Origin of the sequence: Mesorhizobium sp. BR1-1-15 (genome assembly GCF_020165475.1) — a bacterium.
Classification (GTDB): domain Bacteria; phylum Pseudomonadota; class Alphaproteobacteria; order Rhizobiales; family Rhizobiaceae; genus Mesorhizobium.
In genome coordinates this window covers 83,600-101,652 of the sequence record NZ_JAIUIF010000016.1, presented here as the reverse complement: position 1 = coordinate 101,652, position 18,053 = coordinate 83,600, and the positions used below count along the sequence as shown (strand labels likewise).

Genomic DNA, 18,053 nt, shown 5'->3' with positions numbered 1-18,053 from the left:
GGGCGCTTCAGATGGACGCCCTTGAACGAATCCGGGCAAGGCGCTTCCCGATACCTATGGAGAATTCGATGAACACACATGCTGATCAGTTCCGAATTGGAGAGAAGGCGGCGTCCTTTTTACGCCAGGAGAAAAAACTCCTTATCGATGGAAAATGGGTGCCGGCTCAGTCCGGGAAGATTTTCGACACATATGATCCGGGCACGGGACGCATAATTGCACAGGTTCCGGAGGGCGACGCCGCCGATATCGACAATGCCGTCAAAGCTGCGCGGCAGGCCTTTGAAGAAGGCCCATGGAGCCGCATCACGCCCAGCGAACGTGGACGTCTCATCTGGAAACTGGCGGATCTGCTGGAACAGAACGCCGATGAACTCGCCGAACTGGAGGTTCTCAACAATGGCAAGCCGCTTGCCAATGCCCGGAATTCCGACGTCACGCTCAGCGTGGATATGTTCCGCTACATGGCGGGCTGGGCGACCAAGATCACAGGCGAAACCATTTCGATCTCTGCGCCGGACAAGTACCATGCCTTCACGGTGCGCGAGCCGGTCGGCGTCGTCGGGCAGATCATTCCGTGGAATGCGCCACTGCTCATGCTGGCCTGGAAGGTAGCTCCGGCGCTGGCCACCGGCTGCACGATCGTGCTCAAGCCGGCGGAGCAGACGCCGCTGACGGCGCTGCGCTTCGGTGAACTGGTCCAGGAGGCCGGCATTCCCGCCGGCGTGATCAATATCGTGACCGGTTTTGGACCTACGGCGGGCGCAGCGATAGCCTCGCACCCCCAGATCGACAAGGTTGCCTTTACGGGTTCCAGCGAGATCGGCCGCGTCATCGTCAAGGCTGCCGCGGGCAATTTGAAGAAAGTGTCGCTCGAATTGGGAGGGAAGTCGCCCGTCATCGTCTTTCCCGATGCTGACATGTCGGTTGCCATTCCCGGTGTCACGCAGGGCATTTTTGCCAATAGCGGCCAGGTCTGCACCGCAGGATCGCGGCTGTTCGCCCACAAGAAGGTGTTCGACCAGATCGTGGATGGGATCGGCCAGCGGGCGGGGAACATCCGCGTTGGTCATGGCCTCAGCGAAGGCGTCCAGATGGGGCCGGTCATTTCCCCGGTCCAGTGCGACCGCGTCATGAGCTATATCGAGCAGGGCAGGAGCGCCGGTGCAACGGTGGCGTTTGGCGGCACGCGGATAGGCAATGAAGGCAACTTCATTGCGCCGACGGTGCTGACCGATACCCGACCCGACATGGCGGTGGTGCAGGAAGAGATTTTCGGTCCTGTCCTGTGCGCCATGAGCTTCGATGACGACGACCTGGAACAGATCGCGCGGCAGGCGAATGACAGCATCTTCGGACTAGCTGGCAGCGTCTGGACGCGGGACCTAAGCGTCGCCCACAAGATGGTACGGCGAATTCGCGCGGGCCGGATCGGGGTCAACGTACACGGCTCGGTGGACGCGGCGATACCCACCGGCGGCTTCAAGCAATCCGGCTGGGGCAGGGAACGGGGACAGGAAGGGCTGAACCTTTATACGGAGACCAAGTCGGTCATCATGTCGCTTTGAAGGCCTGCCAAACCTTTCGCGAACAGCCGGCAAGGTCGATCCTATCCATGCCGGCCATATGGCGGCGGCATGACCCCCGGTAACGAATATGACTGTGGCGCGCCATCGACCAGGAAGGCTATGTAACGATCGAGTACCGGCAAGCAGCGAGGTTCTGTTGAGCGCTTTGGATCGCCCGCTGTCACGCGTCCTGCGCGACGTGACCAGCCTCATCAATTCCAGCGTCGACCTCGAGACAACGCTGCAGCACCTTGTCGATGCGGCATGCCAGCACGATGCCTGGTCGATGGCGGCGGTGATGAGCATCGATCAGGCGGATGGCAATGCTGTGGTCGTGACCCGGCATGATCCTAGCCAGTTGACGAAGTCCTATCGCAACCGCTGGACGCTGGCGACAAGTCCATCCCTCATCGCGTTGACCCGCAATGATCCGGTGATCATTCGCGATGCCCAGGAGAGCATCGAATTTCCGGGCTATCGGGAAGAGGCAATCCAGCGCGGTTATCGCACTGTCGTGGTTTTGCCTCTGGGCTGCCGGGACATGGAAGACCGCGCGATGGTCTTGTCGGTGCAGTCGCGCGACGTTGTCGATCTGTCAGCGGCCGATCTCGCATTCCTGCAGACGATCGTCCATCTGGGCGCCATAGCCGTGGACAAGGCCCACAGGCTAAGGGCGGAACATGCTGCCGCCGCGCAACTCCAAAACGCACTTGCCGCGCATTCCTCCCTGATGCACCAGGTCCTGTCGGACGGTTCCGTCGCATCCGCGGCTTCCATGGTCGAAACCTTCCTGCCGAACGCAATCGTCGTGGTGGATCTGACTGCCAACCTGGTCGTTGCCGGACGTTCGCCCAAGCCGGACCTCATCGACACCGACCGCTGGCGCGAGGAGATGGACGATTGCATGAGCCGCCAGTTTCTCCGTCTTGCTCGCGATATCTCGGACCAGGCCGGGCTTGAAATGCGCAAGCTGTACCTGAACTGCGGCGGCCATCACCTCAACCTGCCGGCGGCGGTGGAGCCGTTGGTGGTGGATGGCAAGACGGTAGGGGCGCTGATCGTGTTTTCGCTCGACGCCAATTTCGGCGACCTCGATCATCTACTTCTTCAGAGCGCTCGGTTCGCGCTCAGCGTCCAGTTGATGCGCAGCCATTTACGGTTCCAGACGGAATCGCAGACTTCCAGCGAATTGTTCATGGAAATCGTTTCCGGCAACTGGCGCAACGTGGACGATTTGACGGCGCGGGCGCGCCGGCTCGGCATTGACGTAAACGCCACCGCCAGGCTGGTCGCGATCGGCCTCCCGGAAACTGTGCCGGAAAAGGGCAAGACCATACCCGAACTGCACCGCTCCATCATGCGGCTCGCCGGCCAATTGGCGCCGCAGGCGACCGCCGCCGCATTGGGCGAGATCATTCTGTGCCGCATTCCCGACGCGCCCCGCGACGCGGACACGGTGGTCAAGACGTTTGTGCGCAAGCTGATCGAGGAAACGCAGTGGCTGATCGGCACCAAGCCGATCATCGTGGCGGGTAAGACCTGTTCGAGCATTCACGACTATCCCCAGGCATGGCTTGAATGCGAGCGCATGATCCGTCTTGCCGTCCGCTTCAACCGTACCGGGTTGCTTGCGCCCCAGGACTTCGGTCCTTTTCCGCTGCTGCTTTCGGCGGCCGACAGCAAGGAAGTGAGGTCGTTCGTGGATATCGCCATTGGCGCGGTCGTGCGTCACGACGAGGCGCATGCAACGGACTATATCAGGACCCTGACCGTCTTTCTGGAGCACGGTTGCCGCAGCCAGGCCTGCGCGGACGCGATGGAATTGCATGTTACTACGCTTCGTTATCGCCTGAACCGTATCCAGGAACTGTTTGGCATCGAGATCGATTCACCCGAACGTCGGTTCGCGCTTGAACTGGCAATACGCCTCAACGAGACCATCGCCCGGGAGCAACCTGTCTGATGCGGTCTCTGCTTCGTGTCCTAGGAGTCTGACTACCGCCTCTCCTGCGTAGAGCAGGAAGACCCTCTCTCACGTCCCTTTATCCTTCCATCCTCCTGGAGAGGCAGGACGCATGACGGACAAGAGGCAAAAAGAGCTGAGCACGATCGATCCAGTGGAACTGCGGCGAACGTTCGGCACCTTCGTCACGGGCATCACGGTGGTGACGACGCGGGACGAAGATGGTTCGCCGCGCGGCATGACTGCGAATTCCTTCACCTCAGTCTCCCTTGAGCCGCCGCTGCTGCTCGTCTGCATAGGAAAGAGCGCCAGCAGCTTTCCGGCATTCAACACGGCCGAAGGCTTCGCCGTCAACGTACTGCACGAGCGCCAGAAGGAGGTGGCGAGCCTCTTCGCCTCGAAGTCACTCTCCAAGTTCGAGACGATAGCCCATACTACCGTGCATACGGGCTCGCCGGTGCTCACCGACAGCCTTACCTGGTTCGACTGCACGGTGCATGACCGTATCGAGGCGGGAGACCATGTGATCCTGATCGGCCGGGTGCGTGCTTTCGGCACCAGCCCTGCCGCTCCGCTAGGGTTTTGCCGGGGGCGCTATGTCTGCGTGGAAGACCCGATGCCGCCTGGCTGGACGCCTTCCCATCGCATGATCATCGGCTACCTGGTCGAGCATGACGGCCGCATCCTGCTGCGCGACGATGGCGCCGGAGGCTGGGAACTGCCGACGGCAACGCACCGTAAGCCGGGCGACATGCTCAGCTTCGAAGGCGGCGGCGTGGTTGCGCCGCTCACCAGCGATGCGTTTCTCTATTCGGTCTTCGATGTGGCCGACCAGCAGCCCGGTTATGTCGTTTACCGTGGCGCGCTCGCGGGCCCGCCTGGCGAAATTCCGGATTTGTCGCCGTCGCTGAGGTTCTTTGCCCATGAAGAGCTGCCTTGGGACAGCATTCCGATCAGGCAGATACGCGCAACGCTGCGCCGTTACCTGCATGAGCGCGCGGACTCTCGCTTCGGGATCTACGTCGATTCCAGCGATGGCGGCCGGGTGGCGATGATAGACGGCGCCCCGCGTCCGTGGCGGTCGCTTAACGGCTTGGCCGGCGACCGAGAAACCGCGAAGGGATGAGATGATGGACCTGACGCTGAAGGTGATCGAAGGATCGCGCCAGGATCTTTTCATTGCCGGGGAGCGCCTCGCGCCGCGGTCCGGCCGCTACATGCCGAGCTACGATCCGACGAACGCGGCGCCCTGGTATGAGGTTGCCGACGCCGGGGCGGATGATGTCGACGCCGCCGTGCAGGCAGCCAAAAGAGCGTTTCACGATCCGGCCTGGCGCAGGCTGACGCAGACGGATCGCGGCAAGCTGCTGCGCCGGTTGGCCGATCTCATCGCGGAACACGCCGATGAACTCGCGGCCATCGAGACGCGTGACAACGGCAAGCTTCTGAAAGAGATGCGTGTGCAACTGCGCGCGGCGCCGGACAGCTATCTCTATTTCGCCGGAATGGCCGACAAGCTGCATGGCGAGACCATACCGGTCAATAAGCTCGATATGCTGAACTTCACGCTGCGCGAGCCGATCGGCGTCGTAGGCATGATCTCGCCGTGGAATTCACCGCTGATGCTGCTGACCGGCACGCTCGCACCCTGCCTGGCGATTGGCAATACGGTCGTGGTCAAGCCATCAGAGCATACTTCCGCGTCCACCCTTGCCCTCGCCGAACTGATTGCAAAAGCGGGCTTCCCGGCTGGCGTTTTCAATGTCATTACCGGCAAGGGCGCCACGGCGGGCGAAGCGCTGACCTTGCATCCCGATGTCGCCAAGATCGCCTTCACGGGCAGTACGGCAACCGGCCGCCGCATCGCCGCCAACGCTGCCAGCCGACTTGTTTCGTGTCAGATGGAACTGGGCGGCAAGTCGCCTCATGTCGTATTCGCCGATACCGACATCGAGCGCGCGGTGAACGGCGTGGTTGCCGGCGTGTTCGCCGCTGCCGGGCAGACCTGTATCGCAGGCTCGCGCTGTTTCGTCGAAAAATCCATCTATGCCGCATTCGTCGAAAAGCTGGCGGATCGTACCAGGCGCGTGCGTATCGGCCATCCGACCGATGAGGACACGGAAATCGGTCCGCTGGCGCTGGCTGCCCAACTCGACAAGGTCGAGCAGTATGTGGACTACGGCGTCGCCGACGGTGCGCGGCTGGTTGCCGGAGGCCGCCGGCCGCGGCGGGACGACCTCTCCGGCGGCTGGTATTACGAGCCCACGGTTCTGGCGGATGCGCGCAACGACATGCGCTTCATGCGCGACGAAATTTTCGGGCCCGTCGTGGGCGTCGTGCCGTTCGACAATGAAAGCGAACTGATTGGGCTTGCCAACGACACCCATTATGGGCTGGCGGCGGGTGTCTGGACCCGCGACATCGACCGGGCGCTGCGCTTTGCGCGCAACGTCGATGCCGGCACGGTCTGGGTCAATACGTATCGCTCTGCTGCTTACATGTCGCCCTCCGGCGGGTTCAAGGAGAGCGGTTACGGCAAGCGCGGGGGCTTCGAGGTCATGCGCGAGTTCTCCCGCCTGAAGAATGTCGTCATCGACTACTCCGGCGCCACGCAGGACCCGTTCGTAATCCGTTTGCGCTGACGCTCATCCGACGGTTCCCTAATATTCGAAAAGGTCATTGCCATGAAATTTTCCGTTTCCCTGAACATGGAGAGGTTCAGTCCCGACAAGGATATGCGCCAGGTGGCGGCTGAGACGCTGGAACTGGTCCGTATGGCCGATGCCGGCGGCTTCGAGACCGCCTGGTCGCCCGAGCATCACACGATTGAATTCACGATCGCGCCCGGCCCGTTCCAGTTGCTGGTCTGGTGGGGAGCTCATACCGAACAGATCCGGCTTGGCACCGCCACCATCGTCGCGCCGTACTGGACCCCGATCCGTCTCGCGGGAGAGGCCGCACTTTGCGATCACCTGACGGGAGGGCGGCTGGAATTCGGCATCGCCCGCGGCGCCTATCAGTATGAATTTGATCGTATGGCGGGAGGCATCCCGCAACAGGAAGGCGGCGCCTACATGCAGGAACTGCTGCCGGCAGTCCAGAAATTATGGGCAGGCGACTACGCCCACGAGGGTAAGTATTACCACTTCCCGCTGGCAACCTCGGTGCCGAAGCCCTTGCAGCAACCCAACCCGCCTATCTGGGTGGCGGCGCGTGACCCCGGCACATTCGATTGGGCGGTGCGCAATGGCCACAACATCCTCTCCACGCCGTTGTCGCGGCCGGTCGCGGAAATCGGCATTCTCGGCGACAAGTTCAAGAAGGCGGTCCAGGATCATCCCGAAGTGCCGAGACCGCGGTTCATGATGCTGCGCCGCACTTGCGTGTATGAACGTCCCGAGGACTGGGAACTGCCGGTTCGCTACAGCTATCAATATGGGCGCAGCTTCGAGAACCTGTTCCAGAACATCGGCACGGTGAAGAACGGCTTTCCTGAAGCGGTTTCTTACGACACCGTTGGCAACAGCGGCGACTACGATCCACGGTCGATCCGCGACAATCTCCTTTTCGGCACCCCGGACGAGGTGGTCGAAAAGCTGATGGTCTATGAAGCGGCGGGCGTAGACCAGTTCTGCCTCGGCCTCGCCTTCGACCTGCCGTTTGAGGTGCAGAAGAAATCGCTGGCGCTGTTCATCAAGGAAGTGATGCCCGTATTTGCGATGCGCGAGAAGGAAGCGGGCAGGGAAAAGTCGCGGGTGATCGCCTGATGGGAGCTGTCACGCCATGATTGTCGAGGAACGCATCTACAAGATAAGGGCCGGCCGTCTCGCCAGGTACATGCAGCTTATCAGCGAGGAAGGCCTTGCCATCCAGCAGCCGATCCTGGGCAACCTGATCGGCTATTTCCGCACCGAGATCGGACCTCTCAACCATGTCGTGCATCTATGGGGCTATAGCGACCTGAACGACCGCGCCGAGCGGCGTCAGCGGCTGGCCGAAGATCCCGCGTGGCGGGCGTTTACCGTCAAGCTCACCGAGAATATCGAAACGATGGAAAACCGAATCCTGATCCCGACCGATTTTTCACCGCTGCGGTAGGTTCAAGACCTGGCTTCCCGCTTGCCCGACCGCGAAAGAATCCAGGAGCCGGTCCGTGGTCATGACCCAGCCGTAGTTGCGTGCGAAAGCATCGAGCATGGCCTGCCGGCTGGGCGGATGGTTGGAAGAAACAGCATCCTCCACCACAATCGTGGGATAACCGAAATGCACGGCGTGACGGCAGCTATCTTCGACGCACATCTCCGCTACCGTGCCGACGAATACCAGACCGTCCACCGCAAGCAGCTTGAGCGTCTTGGCAAGATCCGTGGCATGAAAGGCGCTGAAATAGACCTTGTCCAGCACGATATCGCCATCCTGTGGCGCAAGCTCGTCAATCACCTCCGCGGCATCCCGCATGCCCTCGACATCGCCGTAGGAGCGCATGAAGCCTGGTACGCACGCATGGGTCGGCGCATCGGTCAGCTTGATCCAGGTCAGCTTGCCGGCGAGGGCCTGATACAGGGAGTCGGCAACGTATCGCGTGAATACCACCGGCTTGCCGTTGCCGCGAAACGCCGCAATGAGTCTGCCGATCGAAGGTATGGTTTCGCGCGCGGATGCAACCTCCATCGGCGCATGCCTGCGCACGAAATCGTTCTGCATGTCCACGACCATGAGGGCAGGGTTTTTAAGCGAAGCCAGCACGCCGTTTCTCCATACAGGCGTCCCGGATTATACCTATCCGGGTAGCGGAGAGCCTATATCATCGAACCCGCGAGCCGTATGCTTTCCTTCGTAGCACTGGGCTACGCGGGTATCCTGCCGAACGGGGGAAGACGGCGGGTGCACTTCTATCTTCATTAGTCGGGATCGTGGCTCTGGAATGTGCTGACTATCGTCCGCCAGGCCAGGAGTGGAGGACAGGTGTGACGGATCGCATAACGGTCGAGGGCGTGTACAAGATTTTCGGCAGATCGCCGGAATCGGCTTTGGCCATGCTGAAGTCTGGCGAGACAAAGGAAGCTGTGCTCCAGAAGACCGGGCAGGTCGTCGGCTTGAGCGACGTGTCGCTGTCCGTTCCCGTCGGTTCGATTTACATGATCATGGGCTTGTCCGGCTCCGGTAAGTCGACGCTTGCGCGATGCATCAATCGCCTCATCGAGCCGAATGCAGGGCGCATCCTTATCGATGGCGAGGAGATCACCGGCGCCAGCGAAGCGCGGCTGCGCGAAATCCGCCGGACGCGTATCTCCATGGTGTTCCAGCACTTCGGCCTGTTGCCGAACAGAACGGTGTTGGAGAATGCCGAGTTCGGCCTGAAACTGCGAGGTGTGCCAGCCGCCGCGCGCAGGAAGAAGGTGATGGAGGTGCTGGAGGTCGTCGGGCTGGCTTCGTGGGCAAATCATCTTCCCGGTACGCTGAGTGGCGGCATGCGTCAGCGCGTCGGATTGGCCCGCGCACTCGCCACGGATGCCGATGTCCTGATCATGGACGAGGCTTTCAGCGCGCTGGACCCACTCATCCGCAGCGAAATGCAGGACGAACTGCTGCGCCTGCACAGGACTTTCCACAAGACCATCCTGTTCATCACGCATGATTTCCAGGAGGCGCTGAAGCTCGGAAGCCGGGTCGCCATCATGGCGGATGGAATGGTGATGCGCGAAGGCGTTCCGCAGGACATCGTGACCAAGCCCGGGAATGACTACGTCGCCGCCTTCACCCGCGACGTCAACCGGGCCCATCTGTTCGATGCGAGTTCCGTGATGGTGGAAAGCAGTCCGCTCCGGCTAGACGGACGTGCGTTTGGCGGCCGCGATGCCGAGGGCGAACCGGTGTTCATCGTCGACGATTCGATGCAGGTCGTGGGTGTCGTCGGACCACGCCAGTTGCCACGCCTCGCCGATGGTTCGGCGATCCAATCATTGATGAGCAAGGACTATGAGACGGTATGCGGCACGGAAAAGCTGTCGGTGGTGGCCAGCCTGTGCCATCGAGACCGGCCGATAGCCGTCGTTGACGAGGGCGGCCGATATTTGGGGCGTGTCGATCCACTCCAAATCCTGTCCCGCATTGGCGCTCCGGCGGCGGCTTCCTCGCAATCCCGGGGAGCGAAGGCCTGATCATGCTGGATGTCGATAATCTCTATGTCATCCCGCTGGACCAGTGGATCCAGGTCGGCGTCCGCTGGCTGGCAATGCATTTCCGGCCGCTTTTCCAGACCATCAAGTGGCCCGTCGAGACCCTTCTGACCGCGATCGACCATGGACTCCATGCCATTCCGTTTCCAATCCTGATCGGGATCTTTGCCCTCATCGCATGGCGCTCCGCATCGCGTGGCGTGGCTATATTCACGCTGCTTTCGCTGACCCTGATTGCCTTCATGGGCCTGTGGGCGGAAGCGATCACCACCCTGTCGCTCATCGCCACGGCAATCGTGGTGTGCGTCATTCTTGGCATTCCAATCGGAATCCTGTGCGCGCGCCACGATCGCGCCTGGACCATCGTGCGGCCGGTGCTCGATGTCATGCAGACGACGCCCAGCTTCGTCTACCTGGTCCCGGTGGTCATGCTGTTCGGCGTCGGAACGGTGCCTGGGGCAGTCGCGGTCATCGTGGCGGCGATATCGCCGCTGATCCGCTTCACCAATCTCGGGATTCGTCTTGTCGACAAGGAGATGGTCGAGGCGGGGCGGGCTTTCGGTGCCACCGATCGCCAACTTCTCTGGGAAGTCCAACTTCCATTGGCCTTGCCAACCATTCTGGGCGGCCTCAACCAGACAGTATTGATGGCTATGGTCATGTCTGTGATCGTATCCATGATCGGGGCCGAAGGGCTCGGACTTGTGGTCCTGCAGGGGCTGGGACGTCTCGATGTCGGCATGGCTGCCGTCGGCGGCATCGCCATCGTCCTGCTAGCCATGATCCTCGATCGCATCACGCAGGGTCTGGCCAACCAGGACAAGGCCGGACCGACCCGGGGCATCCGGGCCGCCCTGGCTCAGTTGCTGCGTCCCAGAAATGAGGAAGCGGGGAGTTTCGAAACGAACCACCAGCAGGTTTGAACACCGTCTCGATCAGGCGGAACGACGCAACAAATATCACAACAAGGGGAGAATACATGTCGGCGAATTATCGATACCGCAAAGGGCTGAGACTGGCCTGCGCCATGGCTGTTGCAGCAACCATGATGGGTGGGCAGAGTTTTGCGCAGGATAAGCCTGGCGAAGGCAAGACCATTCGTTTCACGTCCTCCGACAGCCTGGGCGCCAACTATATTCAAGACCAGGTCCTGATAGCGGGCCTCGAGAAACTCGGTTACGACGTAAAGTTGTCGACCATGAACATGTCGGCGATCCTGCAGGCCATTTCGCAGGACGACCTCGACATGACCGGCGACATCAACTGGCCGCAGGCCGAGCCCGCCATCGCACAGATCTCGGATACGGTCGAACTGATCAATGAAGGCACGATCGCGGGCGGCGGCATCAACGGCTACATGATCGACAAGAAGACGGCCGAAGCCAACAACATCACCAATGTTTCGCAACTGAAGGACCCGAAGATCGCGGCCTTGTTCGACACCGACGGTGACGGAAAAGCCAATCTGGTGAATTGCGATCCCGCTTGGAAGTGCGGTGACGTCGTCGATTTCCAGGTCAAGGAGTTCGGTTTGAGCGATACGGTGCGCTCCATCCGCGCCAAATACGAGCCGCTGATCGGCGAGGTCTTTGCACGGGCCGACCGAGGAGAGCCGATCCTTCTTTACACCTGGAGCCCATCCTGGATCGTCTATCGGCTGAAGCCCGGCAAGGACGTGGTGTGGCTGCCGATCCCGCATGACGCTCTTCCCGAGGGCGTATCGAAACCGAAGACGCACGAGGTCAAGGACGTGGTTGGCTGTGCGGGGGGGCAGAACCCATGCCGCATGGCGGTTGGCCCATGGAACTGGCGCACGCTCGCCAACAAGAAGTTCCTGGCTGACAATCCGGCGGCCAAGAAATTCATCGAACAAGCGAAATGGTCGCTGGACATCTGGAGCCAGTGGGAAGGCGATCTGGGGGCCGGCAACAAGACCGACGCCGAGATCAAGAAGATCGCCAACGACTGGATTGCCGCAAATCAGTCGGAGTTCGATGGCTGGGTAAAGAATGCGGCTGCCGCCGGGAAATAATCCGGGCAGGCCTCTATCGTGGCTTGTTATCACAATGGTGGCGGACCCTGTCCGCCACCATTGTCGATTGAGGAGACCGATTGCCGGCCAAGCGTTTTCGCTTCATGGCGACGTTCCTTATGCGGAGCAGCTACACCAGGCTCATGCAAAGGGCAGGCGATCGTTTGGACATACGGCCTCAGAGACGATTATCTCGAGATAAATAGCTGCCGCCGCGCCTGATCGAGCGCGGGCCGCTTGGTATAGTGAGAAAAACTGAGTGAAGCCTTATTTCACGCGCAGCTATTACTCTAGGTCGCGCGTGAAGGTTCCGTTCTCCTTGAGCCCCCCGCTGTCGTGGAACTTGACATCCAGACGCCAATGCGAACGGCGGCGGCATGTCGTTACAAGCGCGAAACCGTCGCCAGGGGCGAAACTTGTCTGCACCTCGCAACAATACGGCCCCTGCTCAGGATCGGGATCGGGAAAGCAAAAAGTCTCATTGGCCTGGAAATTGTCGGCAGTTCCGTTCGCAAACGGATATGGCGCGTACAGCGCCGAACTGTGGATACAATGCAGGATGCTCTGCTTGCCGGTTTTGCTGTTTGTTACACGAGCGGTGACCAGGCTGCTCACGTGCTCGTCACCCGACAGGAATACCAGTCCCTTTATTTCCTTGTTGCACACGAACCTGAGCAGTTTATGTAAGGAAAACGGGTATCCATCCCACGCGTCCGAACGCAAGGCACAAGTGGGGGCCTCGGCCACCTCCCGCCGCCGCGGCAGCACTGCCGAGGATGTGAGAACAAATTTGGGCATTTCGGTGTGTTCAGGCTTGGTAAGCCATTCACAAAGTTTGGCGAATTGCGTTGAACCCATGATCCGCGCTTCGCACCAGTTCGAAACCGTCCGTCCTTGACGTTCGGTGCGCGTGTCGCAAAGGAAGAATGGCATACCGTTGTGGGTTAAATCGTCTCGCCAGATGTGTGCCGGCAGGCGCTTTTCCAGCACCTCGGTCTTGCCACGTTCGTACCTGAAGTAAGCCAGCTTCCCAGGCTTTATGACGATATCATTCTTGCGCATCGCCGGGTCGGGGTCTTTTGCCCAATTGTCGCGAATCTCATGATCGTCCAGCATCATTTCAACCGCCATGTCCAAGCGCTGCATCACCGCCTTCACACCGCGGCTCTGGCCCCGGCGTTCGTAGGGTATTCGGAATCGGTCGTTGACTACCTTAGGGTCGAAAAGCCCTGCCGTAGCGTCGATATATACCTGATCGCCGGCCAGCAGCAGCAACGTTGGGGCGCCGGGTTTGCCCAGTAGATCGCCGAGCGCGAGCAGAGACGCATCCGCGGGCCCTCGTGTCGCATGCTGACCGTCGGGCATGTGGTCGAGGAAATCACTGGGGTATTGGCAACTTGCGAGAGCGAATGAAAGGTTCGATACCGCGCGGGCATCGCTCTTGTGCCGATGGCTTCTGTGCGACCTTCCAGGCCTGCCGACGATCAGGCCACCTCGCAAATCATCCAATGTGTCAGTCTCGAGCGCATACCGAATAGCCTCGGCGGCCCTCTTCACCGCGTTCTTGGCATGCGAACCTGTGTCGAGGATTTCAGGTGGTGATCCCGCCGCGTCGGGCAGTTTCGGTAACCGAGCCAAGCCGCCAATACCCTGCGCCTGAACGTACAGCAGCAAGACCAGTACCTGCTGCGCTTCAGGCCACTCATGGAGCGGAACTTCAAATACGTAAGGAGATGCGGGTTGCTTAATATAGTAATGCGGAAGACTATTATAGAGGCTATCGTCGCTCTGTCCTTTCTCGTCGCCGCGGCTCGTAACCGGCGGACCGATCATGTGCAGGCGGTCGCCCTTTGCGTAGACGGGAACAATGAAAGCTGCATGAGGCAAGCCCCGCCCTCCGCTATCGGCCGCTTGCACCAGGATCTTGCCCGCCTCGACCTCTACGCGCACCCCGAAGGCGGGCGCCCTGGCTTCAGAGGGGAGAGAATGCGTCATGGCTTTTCCTCCAAGGGCCCCGGCATATCGGAGATATCCGGCATTCCTAGGTATTTCGCTATAACGCCGCAGATCGACGAGGCGTCTTTGCCGATCAGGCAATCCTGATGACCGTGGCCGGCAATGCACCAGGTCAGGTAGGACGGTTGGCCGAGCGCCAGGAACTGGCCGCTTTTGTCAATAAGATCCCTGATTTCTTCCTCCGATTGCACCGCCTCGACCGCATGCAGAGATGAGTTCAAATGCGGCACGCCGGCCCCTTTGAGCATATTTCGCATCAGTCTTAGCGTTGAGGGGGCGACCAAACCGTTTTCCGCTCCATGGATCGACATCATCGGGAATCTCAGTCGATCCCTCACCCGGTCCGGCAGCACATAGCGATTTATGCCGGCGCGATCGGTCACGGTGTTGAAGCCAGCAAAATGTATGACCTGCGAGACTGTCTCGACGCTGAGCGGGCCGAAGAAATCGTCGATGTGGTCGAGTACGAGGTCAGAGAGATTGTTGAGCGAGAAGGTGCGTGCATAGAGCGCGTCCATCCGATGTCTTGTGCCGACCCAAGGCGTCGCTTTGCCTGGGGGCCAGAGGGGATTCTCGCGCCGATACTCGTCGGACGGCAGCCACATTGCCGAGAGCGCTCTGTCGAGCAATTGACCGGCGAGCGAGATATCGCCATGCGGACTAAACACATAGTCTTCAAGTTGAAGAAAATAACGTACATATCGCATCACATATGCGGCGAGCACATTTGCCGAACTCAACAGCATTGCCGGGCCGACTTGCGAAAACACCACGCGCCCGATCTTATTGTGCAAATTCCTTCGATCATGCTCGCCAAGCACTGCCATGCTGAACATTGCCGCGCCCATGCAATGGCAGACGACATCGAGCCTTTCCTGCCCTGTCGCAGCCAGCACGTGTTGGACGGCGATCGGAATGTCATTCTCCGCCATCTCCTCAAAAGACCAACCGCCTGTGGCGGTAGTCAGGCCTGAACTCGATCGCATATCGAGCACCCAGACATCGCGCCCAGCATCACACAGCGATTGAGCGAGGTTGCCGGGTACGGCAGCATGAGCAAATGTGGTGCCGCTCGCACTGTAACCATGGATGAGCAAGACGGGGCGTTTCGGGACGCCCTTCTCGATCACCTTTGCGGAACTGCCGTCATAGCGGGCCAGGCGAATGCGGATCGGCGGGCTGAGCTGACCTTTCAAGGTCAACCAGTCGATTTGGGGCGCAGGTAAGCCCGGCACCGCCCCGGGCAACCGTTGTGGTTCACGCGCAGATGGCGGGTCGGGGCGGCGAAAACTCAGTGCATGTATCTGAAGCACGACGCGAAAACCGTAGAGTATGAAAGAGGCCAGATCTGCCAGTGCCGCGACACGGTCTTGCTGCCCCACTATCCGCAGCAGAGGCACCGATTGCCGCGCCAGGTATCGTTTGTTTAGCTCTAGCGACGGTAGCTTCCTGCCAATGACGGTCTTGCTCATCTGCGGGAAAACTTCGACCGACATCTCCATCAATTGCTGCCAAGGGCTGGCGCCGCGCGCATAGGTGAGCCGCTTCACCGCTCTGATTTTCTTCTGCGTGAACAGAGAGCTGTCGAACCTCGCGCCCGTGCCGAGATCTTCCGGCTCGACAACCTTGTCGATGTGCAAATCGTATTCGATCAGGCGGACCCCGCCCGCACGCGAGCACAGGTGCAGAATGTCGAGCAGTCTGAGATGGGATGCCCCTCCGCTAGGCGGCGTGAAACGCAACCATTCCTGGCCCTGGCGGACCAAGCGGTAAGCAAAGTCGCGCATCCCGCGGTTGAGCGCCCACGCAAGGATAGCGCGCAGCATTCGGGGCACGGGGCGCGATTCTTCCAGATCGAACAGGTGGAGCGATCCCGAGATCTCCGCCTCGAGCGCAACATGGCTTTCATAGGCCTGATCTGCAATGGGGTCGAACTCCTTTCCTGCACGCAGAATGCGCAGCCGACCATGGGCAATCGGCAAACACCGTCCACGGGGCGTTTGCAGCGCGTAGAGATCGGTGAGCACCACCGGCTTGGTGGTTAGCGTCAGTTCGACCATGTGTGGTTTCACACCGTTGCCGCGCATAGCCAGAGGGACCTTGCCGCGCACCTGTTCGGTCAGTTCGATGCTGGTAGGCGTAGGCGCAGGGTTCGTCCGCGGCGTGGAATATATCGGCCGCGTTTCGCCACGAGAGTTCCCAGGCAAGGGTGCATTGATCAAACGGCCGCCACTGAGTTGCCATTCCTCCTTGAGCTCGGTGATCGCTCGCAATGCCAGAACGGCTATGGTCAAGGCGGGATTGATGCCCAGCGACGTGGGCACGACCGAGCCATCGAGCACGATCAACCCTTCGTGAGTGCGTCTGAGGCCGACCGCAGCGGCATCGAACACGCGGCCGCAATGATCGGTCACGCCTTGGCGAACGTCGTCACCCATGGCGCAGCCCCCAAGGGGATGCACCGTCAGCAGCGGCCCGCGTTGGCGACCGAACACGGCTTCGAGCCTGTCGGACAAAGGTCGCCACAACAGGTTGTTCACCAGCCGTCCGCCCAATCCAGACTCTCGAAGCAACTTGCCAAGGCGCGCATGATGGTTCTCCAGCCGGGGGTCCAGTCGCAACTCCGGCCAGCGCACCGTGAGCATCCCGTCGGCGAGCAATTTTTCAGCATCCTTTTGCACCCCGTCGGCGCGCAATTTTTCAGCATCCTTTTGCATCCCGTCGGCGCGCATTTTTTCAGGATCGCCTTGCATCTCATCGGCGCTGTTTTGCATCGAGGGCCCTAGCGCAAGTGCTCCCTCCGCGTCGTCGCGGCCGATCATGGCCAGCACCAGGGAGTTGGTGATGGCGGCAGGATTGACGGCTGCGTCGTCTACTCGTGAAGGATCCGGCTCATGCTTCGCCCAGTCGCCATCGGCGACGCGATTGAGCACATCGAATGTGGTGGCGCTTTCCTCAAACAGGCGGCGCAGCGGTCCCGGTACGGCAAGATCCTGGATTACCAGGTCAGTAGCCGCGTTGCCGTCGCGCAGATCGATCATTGCGGTTATTGTCGGGCCGACCGCGCGACCGCAATCCTCGCTTTTGGTGTTTGGGGCCGGATCCTCGGTTTCATCAGCGACGCCATTCACCCGTGCCGCCAAATCATGGGCAACGACGAGCATGTCACCATTGGCGGAGAACTTGCTTCCCAGCTGATCGGAGAACTTTATCCCGCGGATTTGCGAGCGCATCAAAATTTCCGTCGAGCCGAATGTGCCTGCTGCAAGGATCACGCGCCTCGCCAGCAGCGCGAACGGCTTCCGCTGGTTATCGCGTAGATGGCCGTCGGTGTGATTGACGTCCAACTGCCATCCTTCGCCCGCGCGCAAAACGCGCAAGACGGTGGCGCCAGTGACGATTCGTACTCCGCTTTGTCGAGCCAGCCGCAACAAATTCAGGTCGAGGGATTCTTTGGCATTGTAGTTGCAACCAGTGGCGCAGTCGCCGCAACGGCGACATTCGCTCATCGCGACCCCGGCGTGGTTGGTGTGGCAATCGGAAGCGACGGTTATGTGAGCGGGCCGTGCTTTGCCACCAGCCAAATTTCTAATTGCTTCGGACTTGGCCAGGAAAGGCTTGGTGACACGTATCGGCTTGGCTCCCAGCCAATCGCGCAGCCGTTTACCCGTCTCCTCGAGATTCGTATCCCTGCGGATTTTGGTGGGCCAGCGTGCTTCCCGGAAAATCTCCAGCAGCGGCATCTCCATCACGCCGGCGTTGATTAATGAGCCTCCACCCAAGCCACACGCGACGAGAGCTACCGCGTCGTCGCTGCAGCGCAAGTCGTAAAGACCATCGAACACGCCGCGTTGGCGTTTCGCAAAGGGGGTGGCAAAGCGGATGTGGCCACCCAGATCGGCCAATCGCGAAGGGAACATTCCGGCCAAGTACTCCTTGCCGCGTTCGAGCACGCAGATTTTTAAAGATTGGCCTTGCACATCCTTGCAGCTACTCAGTTCGGCGGCAGCCACCGAGCCGCCATAGCCGCTGCCAACGATGACAACATCAAAGTCATATCCGCCCTTGACAGTTGCCCTTTCCGTATCGGCGATCTGCGGAAAATCGTGGACCAATGTCTCGAGTCGGTGCGAGAGCCAAGCCGTCGCACGTGGCGGCTCCGGCGCTGCCTTGATGTGTACCGGCAATGCGTCCTCCCTAATTTAGATATCAATCATATACGAAATTTGGTGTAACGTCAGGAAGTCACGCAATCTATCGGGGCGATATTCATTCCCTTTAGGAAGTGCGCGGTC

At 60.4% G+C, this 18,053-nt stretch carries 12 protein-coding genes; 9 read left to right on the top strand and 3 right to left on the bottom strand.

Features of this window, described 5'->3' with window-relative positions:
- The first annotated feature begins 11 nt into the window (after positions 1–11).
- From LB541_RS23360 to LB541_RS23335, 6 genes are all read left to right on the top strand, one after another.
- Positions 12–1,568, top strand: coding sequence for an aldehyde dehydrogenase family protein (locus LB541_RS23360; RefSeq protein WP_281405584.1), 1,557 nt, complete (start codon positions 12–14; stop codon positions 1,566–1,568).
- Between the two features lie 88 nt (positions 1,569–1,656).
- Positions 1,657–3,531, top strand: coding sequence for a helix-turn-helix domain-containing protein (locus LB541_RS23355; RefSeq protein WP_140498493.1), 1,875 nt, complete (start codon positions 1,657–1,659; stop codon positions 3,529–3,531).
- Positions 3,532–3,643: 112 nt separating this feature from the next.
- Complete coding sequence (locus LB541_RS23350) at positions 3,644–4,657, top strand: flavin reductase (RefSeq protein ID WP_224619708.1); 1,014 nt, start codon at positions 3,644–3,646, stop codon at positions 4,655–4,657.
- 4 nt (positions 4,658–4,661) lie between these two features.
- Positions 4,662–6,173, top strand: coding sequence for an aldehyde dehydrogenase (locus LB541_RS23345; protein ID WP_224619720.1), 1,512 nt, complete (start codon positions 4,662–4,664; stop codon positions 6,171–6,173).
- 42 nt (positions 6,174–6,215) lie between these two features.
- Positions 6,216–7,298: an LLM class flavin-dependent oxidoreductase gene (locus tag LB541_RS23340; protein ID WP_140498491.1), complete on the top strand. Its 1,083-nt coding sequence runs from the start codon at positions 6,216–6,218 to the stop codon at positions 7,296–7,298.
- Between the two features lie 16 nt (positions 7,299–7,314).
- Positions 7,315–7,629 carry an NIPSNAP family protein gene (locus LB541_RS23335; protein WP_140498490.1) on the top strand — a complete coding sequence of 105 codons (315 nt, stop codon included), beginning with the start codon at positions 7,315–7,317 and terminating at the stop codon, positions 7,627–7,629.
- Here the strand turns inward: LB541_RS23335 and LB541_RS23330 are convergent.
- On the bottom strand, positions 7,615–8,277 hold the full coding sequence (locus LB541_RS23330) for a cysteine hydrolase family protein (RefSeq protein WP_140561330.1): 663 nt from the start codon (positions 8,275–8,277) through the stop codon (positions 7,615–7,617). The two genes, LB541_RS23335 and LB541_RS23330, sit on opposite strands and share 15 nt — an antisense overlap.
- A gap of 221 nt (positions 8,278–8,498) precedes the next feature.
- Between LB541_RS23330 and LB541_RS23325 the strand changes: the two genes are divergently transcribed.
- The 3 genes from LB541_RS23325 to proX are packed head-to-tail and all read left to right on the top strand — an operon-like array spanning position 8,499 to position 11,742.
- The gene (locus LB541_RS23325; RefSeq protein WP_224619706.1) at positions 8,499–9,692 is read left to right on the top strand and encodes a glycine betaine/L-proline ABC transporter ATP-binding protein; all 1,194 of its coding nucleotides are present in this window, start codon (positions 8,499–8,501) and stop codon (positions 9,690–9,692) included.
- Between the two features lie 2 nt (positions 9,693–9,694).
- Positions 9,695–10,633 carry an ABC transporter permease gene (locus LB541_RS23320; RefSeq protein ID WP_140498487.1) on the top strand — a complete coding sequence of 313 codons (939 nt, stop codon included), beginning with the start codon at positions 9,695–9,697 and terminating at the stop codon, positions 10,631–10,633.
- 56 nt (positions 10,634–10,689) lie between these two features.
- On the top strand, positions 10,690–11,742 hold the full coding sequence (gene proX, locus LB541_RS23315; RefSeq protein WP_224619704.1) for a glycine betaine/L-proline ABC transporter substrate-binding protein ProX: 1,053 nt from the start codon (positions 10,690–10,692) through the stop codon (positions 11,740–11,742).
- 285 nt (positions 11,743–12,027) lie between these two features.
- Here the strand turns inward: proX and LB541_RS23310 are convergent, their stop codons facing one another.
- Positions 12,028–13,737: an alkaline phosphatase D family protein gene (locus tag LB541_RS23310; RefSeq protein WP_140525292.1), complete on the bottom strand. Its 1,710-nt coding sequence runs from the start codon at positions 13,735–13,737 to the stop codon at positions 12,028–12,030.
- Complete coding sequence (locus LB541_RS23305) at positions 13,734–17,945, bottom strand: GMC family oxidoreductase N-terminal domain-containing protein (protein WP_224619702.1); 4,212 nt, start codon at positions 17,943–17,945, stop codon at positions 13,734–13,736. Before LB541_RS23305 ends, LB541_RS23310 begins: the two co-directional genes overlap by 4 nt.
- Positions 17,946–18,053 lie beyond the last annotated feature (108 nt).